Consider the following 16,291-nt stretch of genomic DNA (forward strand, 5'->3'; position numbering starts at 1 on the left):
TTTTAGCCTGTTATGCAAAAGGCTCATCCTCCTTTGTCCTCCCCCATGAAAAACTTTGTTACGGATGATTACCCAATCTGTTATTTCCCTCACGCTATGTCACTGACATTCAGTTTCCTTGCTGACAAGGCTCATTACCTCACACTTGCCTTGCTTCACAGGACTTTTTACCAGTCAGTTCAGGAGTCGGGTATGGCAGGCGTATCACTTCGTCATCTCTATAAGGCCTTTGGCGAAATAGTTATTTCAAAAGACGTAAACATTGAGATTGAAGAGGGCGAGTTCGTGGTGTTTGTCGGGCCATCCGGTTGCGGGAAATCCACCCTGTTACGCATGATTGCTGGTCTTGAAGACATTACCTCCGGCGAGTTGCTGATTGGCGACAAGCGCATGAATGAAGTTCCTCCGGCTGAACGCGGCATCGGCATGGTGTTTCAGTCATATGCCCTTTATCCCCATATGTCGGTGGCGGAAAACATGTCTTTCGGCCTAAAGCTGGCCGGTAGCAAAAAAGTGGAGATCGCCCAGCGGGTGAATCAGGTGGCCGAGATCCTGCAACTGGCTCATCTGCTGGACCGCCGCCCCAAAGCGCTCTCCGGTGGACAGCGTCAGCGTGTGGCGATTGGTCGCACGCTGGTGGCTGAACCCAACGTATTTTTGCTTGATGAACCGCTGTCCAACCTCGATGCTGCTCTGCGCGTACAGATGCGTATTGAGATCTCTCGTCTGCATAAACGTCTGAAACGCACAATGATTTACGTCACCCACGATCAGGTCGAAGCCATGACGCTAGCCGATAAGATCGTGGTGCTTGATGCCGGTCGCGTGGCGCAAATCGGTAAGCCCCTCACGCTTTACCACTATCCAGCCAACCGCTTTGTTGCCGGATTTATTGGCTCACCAAAAATGAATTTCCTGCCGGTGAAAGTCACCGGTGCTGAACCTGAGCGTGTGCAAATCGAATTACCAGATCGTCAGCGTGTCTGGCTACCGGTAGAAGGCCACGAGGTCACGGTTGGTTCCAATCTGTCGCTGGGGATCCGTCCCGAACACTTATTACCGAGCGATCTCGCCGAAGTGGCGCTGTCCGGTTTGGTGCAGGTGGTCGAACAGCTCGGCAACGAAACTCAGATTCATATCCAGATCCCGGCTATCCGTCAAAACCTGGTGTACCGCCAGAACGACGTGGTGCTGGTAGAAGAAGGTGCAACATTCGCTATTGGCTTGCCGCCACATCGCTGTCACTTGTTCCGCGAGGACGGGACTGCGTGCCGACGGCTACACCCGGAGCCTGGCGTTTAAAGCACGCATCCCCCTACAGGAGAATAATGATGATAACTCTGCGTAAATACTCTCTGCCGCTGGCTATTGCGGCAGGCATTTTTTCTACACAAGCCATGGCAGTGGACTTCACTGGTTACGCACGTTCTGGTATCGGCTGGACCGGCAGCGGTGGTGAGCAACAGTGTTTCAAAACGACAGGGGCTGACAGCAAATACCGTCTGGGTAACGAATGTGAGACTTATGCCGAGTTAAAGCTTGGGCAGGAAGTGTGGAAAGAAGGGGATAAGAGCTTCTATTTTGACACCAACGTGGCGTATTCCGTTTCACAACAGAACGATTGGGAATCAACCAGTCCGGCTTTCCGCGAAGCGAACGTCAAAGGTAAAAACCTGATCGAATGGCTGCCGGGATCGACAATCTGGGCCGGCAAACGTTTCTATCAGCGTCATGACGTCCACATGATCGATTTCTACTACTGGGATATCTCCGGCCCGGGTGCTGGTCTGGAAGATGTGGATCTGGGCTTTGGTAAATTGTCTTTAGCGGCGACGCGTAACACCGAAAGCGGCGGATCTTATGGCTATATCGCTAACCAGCGTAACGAAGTGCCGACGTCAAACGACGTTTTTGATGCGCGCCTGGCCGGTCTGAACCTAAACCCCGGTGGTGTACTTGAACTGGGAGTGGATTACGGGCGTGCCAATGCACGTGACGGCTATTCCCTTGCTAATGATGCGACCAAAGATGGCGTGATGCTGACCGCAGAACACACGCAAAGCATCTATAACGGCTACAACAAGTTTGTACTGCAATACGCCACTGATTCAATGACTGACCCGACGACGGGGGCGGCAACCGGTCACTCCAATGGTGCCAGCATCAATAATAATGGCCATATGGTGCGTGTAATCGACCATGGTGCGATTGACTTCAACGATACCTGGGGCCTGATGTACGTAGCGATGTATCAGGATGTCAACCGTGACAACAACAACGGCACCACCTGGTATACCGTGGGTGTCCGTCCGATGTACAAATGGACGCCAGTCATGAGCACCTTGCTGGAAGTCGGTTACGACAATGTGAAATCTCAGCGCACCAGCGATACCAACGGACAATATAAAGTCACGCTGGCGCAACAGTGGCAGGCAGGCGATAGCATCTGGTCTCGCCCGGCCATCCGCGTCTTCGCCACGTACGCAAAATGGGATGAAAAATGGGGTTATGACACCGACAGCGGTATAAATAACGGCCTGGCCATGAGCGACACCAGTTTACAGACTTTCAGCCGTGGTAAAGACAGTGAAGTCACCTTCGGAGCCCAGATGGAAATCTGGTGGTAACTTTTCCCGTCATCCTTCGCGCTGTGGGTGCGTTGGCTATCCTTACTCACCCCGATCACGTACTGATGTACGCTCCCGGGGATGAGTTCGGTTGCCGCCTTCCCACAACACGAAGGCTATAGGGAAAAGCTGAGTTCTATATTGGCTTTAAGATGCCCTGGCTGGCGGAATGTCATTCGATAACTGCCAGCCTTCATGGTGATTCAAAAGGAAATAACGATGAAAAAAAATCTGCTGTCACTGTGTCTGTCGCTGAGCCTGTTGGCTACTGTACCTGCGGGAGTGAATGCGGCGCAAAATGATGCGTCAATTGCGCCAATGATCTCTGCTCAGACTTTACATCATTTACCCTGGACGCCGCTGGTTCCGCCAGTAACACAGGATGTCACGCTGAGTACCACCGGTGTACAAATTAATCAGGGGGATATTCAGGGGGCAGTAGGTGCGTTTGCATTGCCTGCGGACCGTGGGTCGCTGGAAATAACCCTGACCAGCATCGCGAACGGTAAAACCGTCTACGCACCTAATGTGTTGGTTCTGGACGAACAGATGCGCCCGGCGGCCTATTACCCGTCAAGCTACTTCCCGTATGAAAAACCAGGCATTGTCTCCAGCGATCGCCTGGAAGGTACCTTGAAACTGACGCCAGCGCTGGGTCAAAAACAAATTTACCTGCTGGTGTACACCACTAAAAAAGATCTGGCTGAAACCACCCAGATGACTAACCCGGCGAAAGCTTATGCTGCCGGTGTCGGTAACGCCGTGCCGGATATTCCGGATCCGGTGGCCCGTCATACGTCGTCCGGCATCCTGAGCATTAAAGTCCGTGCCGAGCAGAAATCTGGAAACATCATGATCGGCCAGGCTCTGAACGTTAACAGCGCCACAGATGCGTCGGCCGTTGCACCCGTCGTCGTTGGCCAGCAACCGGCACCTTCTGCGATGCCAGCCAAACCGTCTCAACCGCTGCTGTCGGATTCTGAAAACTACTACAACAACGCAATTAAGAAAGCCGTGAAAGCCGGGGACGTTGATAAGGCGCTGAAATTACTTGATGAAGCTGAACGTCTGGGGTCGAAAACTGCCCGCAAGACGTTTATTGAAAGCGTTAAGCACTAAAATCGTTATGCTTTGTTCCTCCTTTGCCAAGGGGAGGAGCAAAGGTATTTATGCTCCTTAATACCGAACGAAATCCCGGCTTTCAATCTCGGCATCGCGTCAGGAGCGATGTTGGGTAGTTCGCCAACCGTGTGAAATCCACGTTTTTAACTCGTAGTCAGATATGAATTTATTTTGATTTTACGTCTTCCGTTACGTTGTCTGGCAGAGGTATTTTTCATCAGTTTCTCGCCTCTTCCAATAGCCATTCCCGGAAAGCGGTTAGCGCTCCTTCATTCTGAGCTGCGGTTCCTGGAAGAACGAGACAGAAGTTTTTTGTTACTGTTTTTGCTTCCGGCCACGGAGCAACCAGCTTTCCCTCATGAATTTCCGCTTCGATGTAGATCCGAGGAACAAGTGCGACGCCCAGTCCAGCCAGAGCTGATGCAATTGACATGGTGTGCAGATCGTAGCGGACGCCGGCTGAAGGGGTTTCCAGCACAATGCCTGTCTCATGTGCGTAATTTTCCCATGCGTCCGGGTTCTGGCGTCGGTGTATGCGTGGCAGTGTGTTCAGTAAAACGTTGATATCTTTCCCCGTCAGGAGTGCCGGATGGCAGACTGGCACCAGTACCTCCTGAAATAGGCGGAATATACTCATGCCTGCCCAGGCGGGGTGTTCAAAATGAACCGCGGCATCAAAACCACTTCCGGGAAGCACAAACGGTTCGGTTCGTTCAGCAAGATGGAGAGTAATTCCAGGGTGCTTATCCTGGAAGCGGCCCAGGCGGGGAATAAGCCACCGGCTAGCAAATGTCGGAATGACAGCAATTTCAAGGCTTGCGCTGCTTGAAGGTAAGCCTCTCAGATACTGGCTATCCCTGTCCAGACGTTCAAGAATTTCACGCACCTGTAGGGCATACCTGGCGCCGTTGGAACTCAGACTAACTCTGTTCCCCGCCCGGTCAAACAGTTTACATGCCAGGAAGTCTTCGAGCCGTGCAATCTGCCGGCTGATAGCGCCTTCGGTCAGGGCCAGTTCCCCGGCTGCGCGTGCAAAGCTGCCGTGCCTTGCTGCCGCTTCGAAGGCCATGAGAGCTGACGTACTGGGTATTTTACGACGCATTTCTGCCTCCGGGTAATGATGCCCTACATTGACATAATGTCACTGAAGGATGAGATTAAATCGATTTCTGCCGTGTATTCAGACATGTAGCATGACTAAACATCATTATGCAATATGAGTCAGCGTATGACTCACGGGTAAGAGAAGAGGTCAGCTAATGTTTTATACGGTGGAATGCACTTATACCGACCCGGACAGTGAAACCGGATGGAATGAATTTTATAGTTCAGAGAAGTTACCGGCGCTTGTCTCAGTAACCGGATTCAGTACATCTCAACGGTTTAGGGCTATTACCGACGGATGTCCTGTGTATCTGGCTATCCATACTGTTCGGGATCTTAGTGTGCTTGACAGTGAGGAATACAGACAAAAAGGTGGCGGAAATTTTTCCCGCTGGCAGCGGCATATTTCAGACTGGCACCGGAATCTCTATGCTGGAGTGAATGCTGCGCCAGCTGTTGCGGAAAATGAGATTATGGTACTTAGCCTATCCCCTGTTGACTTTCTTGAATGTGAAATAGGGGTGATGCCGCTTGAATTACGGGCAGTGGGGCTCGAAAAATCACCGGCACAACGTTGGCTCTACGTGTTGTCACAGAAAGATTCAGGACTTATTTCTGGTTCTTCCGCAGGTATTTACCGTTACGAACCGATGACGAAGCAACTGAAAAACGGTTCTGTTTCTCCTATAGAGTAGATTCCTGATGCCAAATATTTCTTTTTATATCTCTGACGATAAATTCGATGAATTAACCGGACTTCCTGCGCTGACTCATCGGTGCGCAGAGCTCTGCACGGGCATACTGCAAGCTGAACCGGATAAAGTACACATCATATACATTGCCATCCGGCACGGACGTGGGCATCCGGTTTATGCAGAAGTCCGCTACCGCCTTGAACCGCACCGTACACCGGAAGTTATGGCATCTTTCATTAGCGACCTGGAGGCTGTAATTCAGCAGGAGATCGGCCTGATGGCGCGGATCCGCTGCTTTGGATCTGCACCATCGCAGATATATTCGCGCAATTAACACTCAGCATTCAGGAGACCTGACGATGAGCAATTTCCCCTTGGTGACAAAAAGTATTGGTAATTTTTCCGTTATGGCAACCAGTGATGGTGACATGACCATAGACCTGAATATGTTATCCGGCATAGAGTCTGATAAAGCTGAACATATACAGCGATCTGCCAGTATTGCAGTTCCTGGTAATATTCATATTAATTGTTATCTCGTTCGTGGTATGGGGAGAACTATCCTTATAGATTCCGGCACCGGAGGCCTGAACCAGAAGGGCGGTAGACTGGTAAATAATCTGCTTGCCGCAGGCGTTAACCCACAGGATATTGATACTGTCCTTCTGACTCATGGGCATCCTGATCATATTGGCGGCCTGATCGATTCTGATGGCAATAGCGTGTTTACCGGCGCGAAACTCTGCATTCATCCGCGTGAAGCTGCATACTGGCTGGATGATGATAATTTATGTGGGGCTAGCGAAAGGGCAAAGGGTAATTTTTCGCTGGCCCGGCGTGTCCTTGACGTATACCGTCAGAATCTGCACCTCTTGGATGAGGATGACGTGGTTCCCGGCCTCCGGGCCATTCTGTTACCGGGACATACTCCAGGGCATACAGGATACCGCATTGATTCGGGCGGAGAGCGCCTACTGATCTGGGGCGATATCGTTCATTTTCCGTATATTCAGGTTTTACATCCGGATGTCTCCATCGCCTTTGATTACGACCCCGGGCAGGCGGTAAAAACACGTAAAATGATTCTGGAATCAGCCGCCAGAGAGAAACTCCTGGTTGCCGGGATGCACTTTGGAGAAGCCGCATTTGCTCATGTCGGCGCTTTTCAGGGTGGATACTGTATTGAATATGTACCGGCAACGTCCATATAGCTATTTAGCTGGTGATCTAACACAGGCCAGGGAATCAACTCGCTACGAGGATATGCGAAAATCCTTAAGTATCCAACATGGCCTGTAGCAGACATACCAGGTCATCGCGTTGATTGGCAGAAATTCGTGACAGAAACGCAGCGTCAATATCGTTGGCCACCGGACGGGCGCGTTGCAATACCCGTAGCCCTTCGTTGGTCAGAAAGATAAAGCGTCGGCGCTTGTCATCGTCACGTTGATGTCTTACTAACAGACCTTTTTTTTCCATCCTCTTTAGCATTTCAGCCAGCGTGGCCTTGGTGCTGAGCGCCGCATCAATCAAATCCATCTGTTCAATTCCCGGCTGCTCGGCGACGACGCAGAGCACGACATATTGTTGCTTAGTGAGTTCAGGCAGTAATTTTTGCCATAGCGAAGTATGTTCCTGGAAAAGCTGTCGCATCAGGTGAAATGGGATATTTCCGAGAACTTTTGTCATTGTAACGTGATTTCATCAATTCAAACTGTGGCCATACCATCGCAAAAAGTGGTGGCTGCGGCAATACCCGCCTGATTGAGTAAAATATTGCCATAAAGTTCGTGTAAGAACTTTTTTTCACGACTAGCTTGTTTGTCGCGAGATAACAGGCTATCGTGGAATTTTGTTCTTATACGAACAATGTGCGGGAGGAAATGCCATGAGGCTAATTATTGGGATCACCGGCGCGACAGGTGCACCCCTAGGCATTGCCTTGCTAAAGGCGCTTAAATTGATACCTCAGGTTGAAACCCATCTTGTCATATCGAAGTGGGCCAAAACCACTATTGAGCTTGAGACACCTTACACTACCCGCGATGTGGCCGATATGGCGAATGTGGTGCACGGCCCGGCAAACCAGGCTGCGTCGATCTCTTCAGGCTCTTTTCATACCGACGGTATGATCATTATTCCTTGCAGTATGAAAACCTTGGCTGGTATCCGTGCCGGTTATGCCGACGGCCTCGTCGGACGCGCTGCAGATGTGGTATTGAAAGAGGGACGTAAGCTTGTCCTGGTTCCCCGCGAAACGCCTCTTAGCACCCTTCATCTGGAAAACATGTTGGCCTTGTCACGCATGGGGGTGGCGATAGTCCCTCCTATGCCGGCTTTTTATAACCATCCCGAAACTATTGAGGATGTGACAGACCACATTGTTGCACGCGTCCTCGATCAGTTCGGCCTCGATTATCCCAAGGCGCAACGTTGGCAAGGGTTGCGAGATTCAAAACTGAATAATGACCTGAGACATGAGGATTAAAAATGGCATTTGATGATCTGCGTAGTTATTTAAAGGCGCTGGATGAGCAGGGGCAATTGCTCAACATCAGCGAAGAGGTGCAAGCCGAGCCCGATATCGCGGCGGCGGCGAACGCCACCGGACGTATCGGCGAAGGCGCGCCGGCACTTTCATTCACTAACATCAGTGGATTCAGGGATGCACATGTTGTCATGAATACCATTGGTTCGTGGCAAAACCATGCTATCGCACTGGGTTTGCCCCTTAACACACCAGTGAAGCAGCAAATTGATGAATTCATCCGTCGCTGGGATAATTTTCCAGTGGCACCGGAACGTCGCGAAAACCCAGCCTGGGCGGAAAATGTGATGGACGGTGAAGACATTAATCTGTTCGACATTCTGCCGCTATTTAGATTGAACGATGGCGATGGTGGCTTCTATCTCGACAAAGCCTGCGTGGTTAGCCGTGATCCGCTCGATCCGAATCACTTCGGCAAACAGAATGTGGGTATCTACCGCATGGAAGTCAAAGGCAAACGTAAGCTGGGTTTGCAGCCGGTGCCGATGCATGATATCGCTTTGCATCTGCATAAAGCGGAAGAGCGGGGTGAAGATTTGCCCATTGCGATTACCTTGGGCAATGATCCTATTATCACGCTGATGGGCGCCACCCCCCTTAAATATGATCAGTCGGAGTATGAAATGGCTGGCGCGTTACGTGAACGCCCGTATCCTATCGCTACCGCTCCACTGACCGGTTTCGATGTGCCCTGGGGGTCAGAAGTCATTCTTGAAGGCGTGATCGAAGGGCGTAAACGCGAAATTGAAGGGCCTTTTGGCGAATTCACCGGCCACTACTCGGGGGGGCGTAATATGGCGGTGGTGCGTATCGATAAAGTTTCATATCGCACCAAGCCGATTTTTGAATCTCTTTATCTTGGCATGCCCTGGACTGAAATTGATTATCTGATAGGGCCGGCAACCTGTGTGCCTCTCTATCAGCAATTAAAAGCGGAATTCCCCGAAGTACAAGCAGTTAATGCCATGTATACCCACGGTCTATTGGCGATTATCTCCACCAAAAAACGCTATGGTGGTTTTGCCCGGGCGGTAGGACTGCGTGCGATGACCACGCCGCACGGTCTGGGTTATGTGAAAATGGTAATCATGGTGGATGAGGATGTCGATCCGTTTAACCTGCCGCAGGTCATGTGGGCACTCTCGTCAAAAGTGAATCCGGCGGGCGATTTGGTGCAACTACCCAACATGTCGGTGTTGGAACTCGATCCTGGCTCAAGCCCCGCAGGTATCACCGACAAGCTGATCATTGACGCCACCACACCTGTCGCACCCGATATGCGTGGACATTACAGTCAGCCGGTAAAAGACCTGCCTGAAACAGTGCGTTGGGTGGAGAAACTGACCGCTCTTCTGGCCAATCGTAATTAAGGAGAATAAGTATGATATGTCCACGTTGTACAGATGAACAGATTGACGTCATGGCCAAATCGCCAGTAACCGGTATTTGGACGGTATATCAATGCCAGCATTGTTTGTATACCTGGCGCGATACCGAACCTGAACGCCGGACTCAGCGCGAACATTATCCGGAGGCTTTTCGTATGACGCAGAAGGATATTGATAACGCACCTGAAGTGCCGGTCATTCCTCCTCTTTTAGCGAAGTCATAATTATTTCCCAGTGGGCATTATGCTCACTGTTTTTATACAGGAGTAACTGGAATGCTTCACAGAGAAAACGTCGTACTGTTAGACGCATCCTTCAACGTCATTGGAGAAATGGCAAAAACCGAGGTGCATAGCATGTCAACGCCGCTACACCTGGGTTTTTCAAGCTATATATTCAATGATCAGCGCCAATTACTCATCACCCGCAGAGCAATAGATAAACAAACCTGGCCAGGTGTCTGGACGAATTCCGTGTGCGGTCATCCGCTACCAGGGGAAAAACCAGAGGATGCAGTGCGACGTCGCACCGGTGATGAACTGAATATGCACGTCAGCAATGTAACTATCATCGACGATAATTTTCACTACATGTTTCGGGATGCTTCGGGAATTGTTGAAAATGAATATTGCCCTGTGTTCGCTGCTTATGCCGTATCGGATGTTCATCCCAATCCCGACGAGGTAATGGAACATCAGTGGATAGCCTTGCCGGATATCCTGGAGGTAATAAAGCTCACTCCTTTTGTATTCAGTCCTTGGATAGTGAAACAGCTAAATAAGTCGTCTATTCGTGATAACCTTCTGAATTTTATAAAATAAGCAACTGGCAACTTACAGGTAATAATTCCACTTAAGCGAAGGGCAGTAATGCCCAACTGCGTAACGCTGCTGGCGGAATATATACCGGAGTGTCGTAAGGGGTTGATGATAATGCTGATGTTCAGCGTATTTTTCAGCCACTGCTGTGCAAAATGGGCATATAAGGCATTTTCTTAGTGACTTCCTATCGTGGTTGTTACTCTTCCTGACGGATGTGATCCCCATACTCTGAATCAGAAATATATGTCTAGTGAGGAGTTCGAGGTTGATGTGGAAGGCTTTGACATATCCGGGATCATCCGTGTGGAAGAAATCAGTCTTGAAACCACGCTTTTTTGATATTTCGTAAAAAGGGGGTTTTGTTAAATAAATCGAACTTTTGGCTGCAATCAGGATCAGATCACTACATTCCTGATGATATTGCGGTATCACTTAGCAAAATAAAAGGTTAAAACCATTAACAGCATTTTTTTAGTTGCAGAGTATATTCTTTTTGATATCAAATTGCTGTGTCATATAGGCTACGGACTTGCCGCTTTCGAGCAGTAATGTTACGGCTCGGCGCTTAAACTTTGGGGTATATTGTTGTCTTGCTATAGGGACCTCGCTTTCGTTGACTGATTTGAAAACAAGGTGGGTATTAAATCAAGGACAGATCAGTATCTGACAAGAAGGAAGTCCCCTCTGTGACCGGGTGGGCCACTGAATTAGCGAGCTTATTAATTCATAAAAGAAGATGAAATGAAGACCTTTTACCAATAAAGTACAGTGTGAGACTGTACTTTAGTCTATCTATCATTCATTGATAAAAAACTTTATTGTTCCTGCACAAGAATAAAGTGTTTTGAGTATAAAAAAAACTGATCCCGTTTAAAGGATCAGGTGCCATTTTGGCCAACACCAGGGAAAATTTTTACCATTATTACGAATAGCTAATAATCTGTCAATTTTAGTCTCACTTTGTGATAAACGAGTGAGACTCTTCCTACAGCCCTGCCGTTTATAAATAAACTATATTGTTGTTATTTACCAGATAAAAATGCACATGCATTTAAACAACGATGGCCTTCAAAAAGAAAGAAATAACATAACACGCTAACGAATTTATTCAATTCAGTCTTGAGAAAGTAGAATACTGGCATATTCAGGTTGTCCAGCTTTCTTTTCTCTCTGGTATTTATTGGCTGATGTTAGTTAGGCGGAACCGTGTATTATGATACAATCGTAATCAATATATTATGCCCATTTTCACAGAATAGAATATCCGAGTAACTTTCTAATAGGCATTCATTTTTGTCAGACAATTATCCTACAGTAGGATCTTATGGTATACTAGGACGATTGCGATATGTTTTTATCAAGGAGATAATTGGGTGTCTAATTCATTCTTTAATAATACGTCTATTAATATATCCATAAAAAACTATTTGGAAAAAAACTTAAAAGTATTTAACAATATCAAATACGCTTATGCCATAATGAATAAAAAGAATCCGAATGATTTCGCCATCATTTCCAACAGAATGAAATGGTTTGATTTTTATACTAAAAATAACCTTCAATTCATCGATCCCGTTCTGATCACGGCATCATGCTGTTTTACCCCCTTTTTATGGGATGAAAACATCATGATCAGCTCAGGATTAAAAATGCCCAAGATTTTTAATATGGCTAAAAACTATGATGTCATTAATGGGTATACCTTTGTACTTCACGACCATAATAACAACCTGGTTGTTCTGTCTATCATCATGGACAAGTCCTGCGATGATGATATAGAAAAGATAATAGTCGACAAGAAAAATGACCTGCAAATGTTGTTATTAACAACGCATGAAAAACTGATAACACTTTATCAAGAAATCAATGACACCCATCAATTTAATAAAAAAAACCAAAAAGAAATACTTTCCAAGCGTGAAAATGAAATACTTTACTGGGCAAGCATGGGGAAATCTTATCAAGAAATCGCTCTTATCTTGGGGATCAAACTCACCACAGTAAAATATCATGTGGGTAATGCTGTCAAAAAACTAGGTGTTACCAATGCCAAACATGCCATAAGGCTTGGGGTCGAGCTGAAACTGATCAGACCGATTCTCCCTGACACAGAATGATAATGGCCACGCGTTTAATGTGTTATTTAAGAGGGGTGATTTCTTGTTGATGTGTTTTATCAATAGATGCTGGTTATGCTCATCCACAGGCATATGGATCAGATAAATATTCTGATGCTTCTCTGAAAGCCCTTTTTCAACAACAGAAACTTGCCAACCGGAGCATTGGAATATGATCAGCATCGGATGACTGACAATTGCGTAAATACCTTCATAGCCCAGACTTCTTGCGTAATTAATCATTGATAAAAAAAGAAGTAAACTGATCGGGTGTTGTTGCAGGTGAAGCGCCCTAATACGCTCTTTATCAATAAACAAACGGCTGGCTTCAATATTATTACCCTCCGGTAAATGCAATTGAGTAAAATAGGGTTTGAAAGTGTCGATTATCATGTTAGGTAATCTTGTTTCAATAAACAGCAAATTGCAAATTGCAAATAATACTCCCTTCAAAAACGCCAAAGATATACGTGGTGTTTTTATTATCATACACATCAAATTCCATGTTTTGTTCACAACTCCATAATAAAAATATATTTCAATGTTGTCATAGGGCACGGCGAGTAACTGTATCAGAGCCTATGTGACAAGTAAATTTAAAACCCATGACAAGAATGTTTTCATAACGAGACTCATTTTAAATAAATAACTCCCCCTTCTTTATTCTTAGAGCAAATAATTAAAATCAGAGATGAAGTTTGGAAAAAGAAGCAATACTTCATTAACAATTTTCATAGCATTAACGTCACTATTAATGATTAACTTTATTTATCTCCCCTACATCCATGATATTTTTAATTTGCTGTCAGTCAGTACGAAAGGTTGTGTGATCAGTCATTTAGGCTCATGAAAAACGAAGTAGCAATGTGACGATATCTGTCACCGTTCGGTGACGTGGCAGAAATGACATTCGAAACACACAGACGTACTGGAGAAAGGACGTCATTGATTGGCCTGACCCTAGTGCCAGGATATATGCCATTCCCCATCAAAAACTCCAATGGGGTCGGTAAGTATCAGCGCAGTTGACTGCAAGTTCAAAACAACACGACAAACGATTCTCAGGGTAAGGACTAGGAACTATTCTTCAGTTGCAAAATCTCGTAGATACAAGAAGCCCGGATGATAAATCCAGGCTAAATATCAGGCTATCAGAATTTTAAGTAATGTTTAATTAATCAATTAGTTACTATATTTATCAAAAGAAGGTGGTTTGGTTGAAAACCTCGTATTACGGACATCGCGTTCGTAACCCTGATGTTCATTCAGTATCTCGTAAAGTTCAGGCCGTTGACCATGGACCCACCGTCTTTCAGTGGACATTTCCGGTAGACTTAAATCCAGTTCGGCGCTGATCATGGTATCTTCAAATGAATCTGTTTCTTCTACATTTCGTCCGTATGGGTCAAGAATCATGCCATTCCCGGTGCGTACTTCTCCATGATCCAACCCGACGTCATTAGTGAAGAGAATAAACATCCCATTATCATGAGCTCTGGAGGGGAGCCAGCATATAAGCCATTCACGTCCGCTATCTCTCGGCAATGCAGATCTCAATGCTTCAGGATTGTCATACCGCTTCTGCCACAGTTCAGCAGGTATTGGCTTCATTCCATGCGGTGTCTACGGGAGTTTGTCCCTCCAGTTTGATGAGGAGCAATCAGGATATCAGCCTCCATAAGTGCAGTAGCCCTTACGTTTTCAACCAGATTATTGTCCCGGCAGATAAGAATACCTACTTTCACTCCCCAGGGGGTATCAAATACAGTGAATCGATTATCACAGGCAAAGTCCGGGTGCTCAAAAGCATGAAGTTCGCGGTGAACATGCATCTGGCCATCCGGCATGCAAACAGCGTATGAATTATAAAAATTTCCATCTGCTCCCAATTCAATGAACCTCACTCCTGTTGCAATATCATACTGATTCACAAGGCTTCTTATTCGCGCTAAAGATGGACTGTCATCAATACTCTCAACCAGAGCTAAAACGTCTTCACTGCTCAGATCTGGTACATGCCAGTAGCCTTTCTGGAAAGGCGAGAATTTTGATCTCATCTAGTGCTGTTTTGCGAATGGGTGTAAGGCATTTTTTACCATCGGAGGGGAAGCTCGTTCAGATCAGAGGAAAACATGCAAGCTGGCAGGTTGGCGTTGCCTGGTTTCCCGAAAGAGATGATAGTTTGCGCGATAATTTTCTACAGATGTTGATATGCACTCCATACACTCACATTTAAATTATTTGTATCAAAATTACTCATAAATCCTTCAGCATCACGAGTACCCAAACATCGAGAACCCATTTATAAAGATCATCTCACTTCGCTCTTCTTGTAAGCGGGCTTAAAAGCTCACAAGTCGAAGACTTATGCTCAACAATGTGTCCGCCAATATCCGGATATGAGCTCTTGGGCTAACCTTAATAAATTACTGAATACTGGCTGAAATAATCACAGGAACAACCTTGTGTCGCACCACAGAATTATGTACAAGGTCCAATAAGTCTGATTGCCCAGACTCAGTGACCTGAATTTCGGCTGAGGTTCAGATCACGCAGTGGCCTATGTTGTGCTCTGAGTATTGACGCTATTTTTCATTCGGCCAGTGCCATAAAGGGGTATCCAGCATCCCTAGCCCTTTGATCCGGGTTTGCCCCAGCTCTTTTTCCAGCTCAATCGTTTGGCATTCGGGATCCTGTGCGAGTGTATGAACCAGGCGGTTGGCATGCGAAATCACCCAAATTTGCGTATGCTGTGATGCCTGTAGGATTAGTCGCGCAAGCGCTGGCAGCAGATCGGGATGCAAGCTGGTTTCCGGCTCGTTTAGCACCATAAGCTCAGGTGGGCGGGGCGTTAGCAGCGCCGCGACCCAGAGAACAAATCGTAATGTGCCGTCAGATAACTCTGTCGCTGAAAGGGGGCGGAGCAGTCCTTTCTGGTGAAAAGCTAGAGAAAAGCGTCCGTCATTGTGAGTTAGCACTTCCAGCCGACAGCCTGGAAACGCATCATCAATGGCGACGGTAAGCGCCTCTCGGTCACCAATTTCCATAATTGTCTGGAGCGCCGCCGCCAGATCTCGTCCATCCTGATGTAGCACGGGGGTGCGGGTACCTAGCTGCGCCTGGCGAGCCGGCGCATCTTTATCGGTACGAAAGTGGTCGTAGAAGCGCCAGTTACGGATCATCTCGCGCACATGGAAAACCTCAGGGGCAGCGACAGGATCGGCCAGTTGATCGAACATGCTGTCATAGACCGGAACATGCTGCGTAACCACCTGCCATTCCCGTCCTGAACGAATTTTGATCATGTTGCCTTTGCGTTCAACCAGCGATGAGGCGAGACGATAGCTGGGGCCGTTAAAAATGGACTCAATCTTAATTTCAGGATCGCGTGAAAAGGCGGAGCTACTCGGAGTGGGCAGCCCCATCGTAATCGCATAGCCAAAACTTTCGCTGGCAAACCCCAGCTTGAGGCGCAGCGTATGGTTACGACGCCCCCCTTCAATGGGCGTATCACCGCGGCGCATACCGGGAGAGAGCATTTCCGGGCCAGCCCAGTAGGTGGATGTCAGGCCACCTTCTTCCGCCAGAGAGTTAATCACGCCGCCTTTTGCCGTCTCAGCTAACAGGCGCAGTGCCTTATACAGATTGGATTTCCCGCTGCCGTTTTCACCTGTAATAACGTTCAGACGGCCCAGCGGCATAGTAAGATCGCAAATAGAGCGGTAGTTAGCGATGGAAAGGGAAATCAACATGTTTTCGTACTCCCGCTGAGGTGATGTAAGTAAACGCGCCATTCACTGACGCTATACCTGTTTGACGACCAGCCTGGTAAACCCTTGTTCACTGACTTCCCCCCTCTCTTTCTCTCG

The 16,291-nt window shown here is 47.5% G+C and carries 16 protein-coding genes and 2 pseudogenes; 12 read left to right on the forward strand and 6 right to left on the reverse strand.

The features are described from left to right. Positions 1–192 precede the first annotated feature (192 nt). From malK to malM, 3 genes are all read left to right on the forward strand, one after another. Entirely contained in the window at positions 193–1,302 is a 1,110-nt protein-coding gene (gene malK / locus PCO85_05015; GenBank protein ID WJV54799.1) for a maltose/maltodextrin ABC transporter ATP-binding protein MalK, read from the forward strand. 29 nt (positions 1,303–1,331) lie between these two features. Beyond that, positions 1,332–2,627 (forward strand): maltoporin, encoded by a 1,296-nt coding sequence (locus PCO85_05020; GenBank protein WJV56001.1) that lies wholly within the window; start codon positions 1,332–1,334, stop codon positions 2,625–2,627. A gap of 219 nt (positions 2,628–2,846) precedes the next feature. Then, positions 2,847–3,746 carry a maltose operon protein MalM gene (malM, locus tag PCO85_05025; GenBank protein WJV54800.1) on the forward strand — a complete coding sequence of 300 codons (900 nt, stop codon included), beginning with the start codon at positions 2,847–2,849 and terminating at the stop codon, positions 3,744–3,746. Between the two features lie 220 nt (positions 3,747–3,966). On the opposite strand, the gene PCO85_05030 is transcribed toward malM, so the two are convergent. Beyond that, the gene (locus PCO85_05030) at positions 3,967–4,851 is read right to left on the reverse strand and encodes a LysR substrate-binding domain-containing protein (GenBank protein ID WJV54801.1); all 885 of its coding nucleotides are present in this window, start codon (positions 4,849–4,851) and stop codon (positions 3,967–3,969) included. A 157-nt stretch (positions 4,852–5,008) separates the two neighbouring features. On the opposite strand from PCO85_05030, the gene PCO85_05035 reads away from it, so the two are divergent. The 3 genes from PCO85_05035 to PCO85_05045 are packed head-to-tail and all read left to right on the forward strand — an operon-like array spanning position 5,009 to position 6,759. Beyond that, the gene (locus tag PCO85_05035; GenBank protein ID WJV54802.1) at positions 5,009–5,548 is read left to right on the forward strand and encodes a sugar ABC transporter; all 540 of its coding nucleotides are present in this window, start codon (positions 5,009–5,011) and stop codon (positions 5,546–5,548) included. A gap of 7 nt (positions 5,549–5,555) precedes the next feature. Beyond that, a complete protein-coding gene (locus tag PCO85_05040) occupies positions 5,556–5,882 on the forward strand; it encodes a hypothetical protein (GenBank protein WJV54803.1) in 327 nt (108 codons plus the stop codon). 25 nt (positions 5,883–5,907) lie between these two features. Next, complete coding sequence (locus tag PCO85_05045) at positions 5,908–6,759, forward strand: MBL fold metallo-hydrolase (GenBank protein ID WJV54804.1); 852 nt, start codon at positions 5,908–5,910, stop codon at positions 6,757–6,759. Positions 6,760–6,823: 64 nt separating this feature from the next. Here the strand turns inward: PCO85_05045 and PCO85_05050 are convergent, their stop codons facing one another. Further along, positions 6,824–7,237: a MarR family transcriptional regulator gene (locus tag PCO85_05050; protein WJV54805.1), complete on the reverse strand. Its 414-nt coding sequence runs from the start codon at positions 7,235–7,237 to the stop codon at positions 6,824–6,826. Between the two features lie 199 nt (positions 7,238–7,436). Between PCO85_05050 and PCO85_05055 the strand changes: the two genes are divergently transcribed. The 6 genes and pseudogenes from PCO85_05055 to PCO85_05080 all read left to right on the forward strand — a co-directional run bounded on the left by PCO85_05055 (position 7,437) and on the right by PCO85_05080 (position 12,422). Next, on the forward strand, positions 7,437–8,036 hold the full coding sequence (locus tag PCO85_05055) for a non-oxidative hydroxyarylic acid decarboxylases subunit B (protein ID WJV54806.1): 600 nt from the start codon (positions 7,437–7,439) through the stop codon (positions 8,034–8,036). 2 nt (positions 8,037–8,038) lie between these two features. Further along, on the forward strand, positions 8,039–9,466 hold the full coding sequence (locus PCO85_05060) for a non-oxidative hydroxyarylic acid decarboxylases subunit C (protein ID WJV54807.1): 1,428 nt from the start codon (positions 8,039–8,041) through the stop codon (positions 9,464–9,466). Between the two features lie 11 nt (positions 9,467–9,477). Next, positions 9,478–9,708: a non-oxidative hydroxyarylic acid decarboxylases subunit D gene (locus PCO85_05065; GenBank protein ID WJV54808.1), complete on the forward strand. Its 231-nt coding sequence runs from the start codon at positions 9,478–9,480 to the stop codon at positions 9,706–9,708. 51 nt (positions 9,709–9,759) lie between these two features. Beyond that, the gene (gene idi / locus PCO85_05070) at positions 9,760–10,305 is read left to right on the forward strand and encodes an isopentenyl-diphosphate Delta-isomerase (protein WJV54809.1); all 546 of its coding nucleotides are present in this window, start codon (positions 9,760–9,762) and stop codon (positions 10,303–10,305) included. Positions 10,306–10,347: 42 nt separating this feature from the next. Further along, positions 10,348–10,437, forward strand: a pseudogene (locus PCO85_05075) (hypothetical protein). Between the two features lie 1,241 nt (positions 10,438–11,678). Next, positions 11,679–12,422 carry a LuxR family transcriptional regulator gene (locus tag PCO85_05080; protein WJV54810.1) on the forward strand — a complete coding sequence of 248 codons (744 nt, stop codon included), beginning with the start codon at positions 11,679–11,681 and terminating at the stop codon, positions 12,420–12,422. Here the strand turns inward: PCO85_05080 and PCO85_05085 are convergent. From PCO85_05085 to PCO85_05100, 4 genes and pseudogenes are all read right to left on the reverse strand, one after another. Further along, positions 12,339–12,815: an acyl-homoserine-lactone synthase gene (locus PCO85_05085; GenBank protein WJV54811.1), complete on the reverse strand. Its 477-nt coding sequence runs from the start codon at positions 12,813–12,815 to the stop codon at positions 12,339–12,341. The two genes, PCO85_05080 and PCO85_05085, sit on opposite strands and share 84 nt — an antisense overlap. A 16-nt stretch (positions 12,816–12,831) precedes the next feature. Further along, positions 12,832–12,927, reverse strand: coding sequence for an acyl-homoserine-lactone synthase (locus PCO85_05090; protein WJV54812.1), 96 nt, complete (start codon positions 12,925–12,927; stop codon positions 12,832–12,834). Between the two features lie 677 nt (positions 12,928–13,604). Next, positions 13,605–14,498: pseudogene (locus PCO85_05095) on the reverse strand (nitrilase-related carbon-nitrogen hydrolase). 509 nt (positions 14,499–15,007) lie between these two features. Continuing rightward, positions 15,008–16,216 carry an AAA family ATPase gene (locus tag PCO85_05100; protein ID WJV54813.1) on the reverse strand — a complete coding sequence of 403 codons (1,209 nt, stop codon included), beginning with the start codon at positions 16,214–16,216 and terminating at the stop codon, positions 15,008–15,010. Between the last annotated feature and the right edge of the window lie 75 nt (positions 16,217–16,291).

The sequence above is a fragment of the Prodigiosinella aquatilis genome, from assembly GCA_030388725.1.
Taxonomy (GTDB): Bacteria; Pseudomonadota; Gammaproteobacteria; order Enterobacterales; family Enterobacteriaceae; genus Prodigiosinella; species Prodigiosinella aquatilis.

Coding starts and splice junctions, on each gene's coding strand:
- PCO85_05090 (WJV54812.1), bottom strand. CDS start 12,927: ATGGAATTTGATGTGTATGATAATAAAAACACCACGTATATCTTTGGC.
- malM (WJV54800.1), top strand. CDS start 2,847: ATGAAAAAAAATCTGCTGTCACTGTGTCTGTCGCTGAGCCTGTTGGCT.
- PCO85_05060 (WJV54807.1), top strand. CDS start 8,039: ATGGCATTTGATGATCTGCGTAGTTATTTAAAGGCGCTGGATGAGCAG.
- PCO85_05030 (WJV54801.1), bottom strand. CDS start 4,851: ATGCGTCGTAAAATACCCAGTACGTCAGCTCTCATGGCCTTCGAAGCG.
- PCO85_05065 (WJV54808.1), top strand. CDS start 9,478: ATGATATGTCCACGTTGTACAGATGAACAGATTGACGTCATGGCCAAA.
- idi (WJV54809.1), top strand. CDS start 9,760: ATGCTTCACAGAGAAAACGTCGTACTGTTAGACGCATCCTTCAACGTC.
- PCO85_05040 (WJV54803.1), top strand. CDS start 5,556: ATGCCAAATATTTCTTTTTATATCTCTGACGATAAATTCGATGAATTA.
- PCO85_05100 (WJV54813.1), bottom strand. CDS start 16,216: ATGGCGCGTTTACTTACATCACCTCAGCGGGAGTACGAAAACATGTTG.
- PCO85_05055 (WJV54806.1), top strand. CDS start 7,437: ATGAGGCTAATTATTGGGATCACCGGCGCGACAGGTGCACCCCTAGGC.
- malK (WJV54799.1), top strand. CDS start 193: ATGGCAGGCGTATCACTTCGTCATCTCTATAAGGCCTTTGGCGAAATA.
- PCO85_05085 (WJV54811.1), bottom strand. CDS start 12,815: ATGATAATCGACACTTTCAAACCCTATTTTACTCAATTGCATTTACCG.
- PCO85_05035 (WJV54802.1), top strand. CDS start 5,009: ATGTTTTATACGGTGGAATGCACTTATACCGACCCGGACAGTGAAACC.
- PCO85_05050 (WJV54805.1), bottom strand. CDS start 7,237: ATGACAAAAGTTCTCGGAAATATCCCATTTCACCTGATGCGACAGCTT.
- PCO85_05020 (WJV56001.1), top strand. CDS start 1,332: ATGATAACTCTGCGTAAATACTCTCTGCCGCTGGCTATTGCGGCAGGC.
- PCO85_05045 (WJV54804.1), top strand. CDS start 5,908: ATGAGCAATTTCCCCTTGGTGACAAAAAGTATTGGTAATTTTTCCGTT.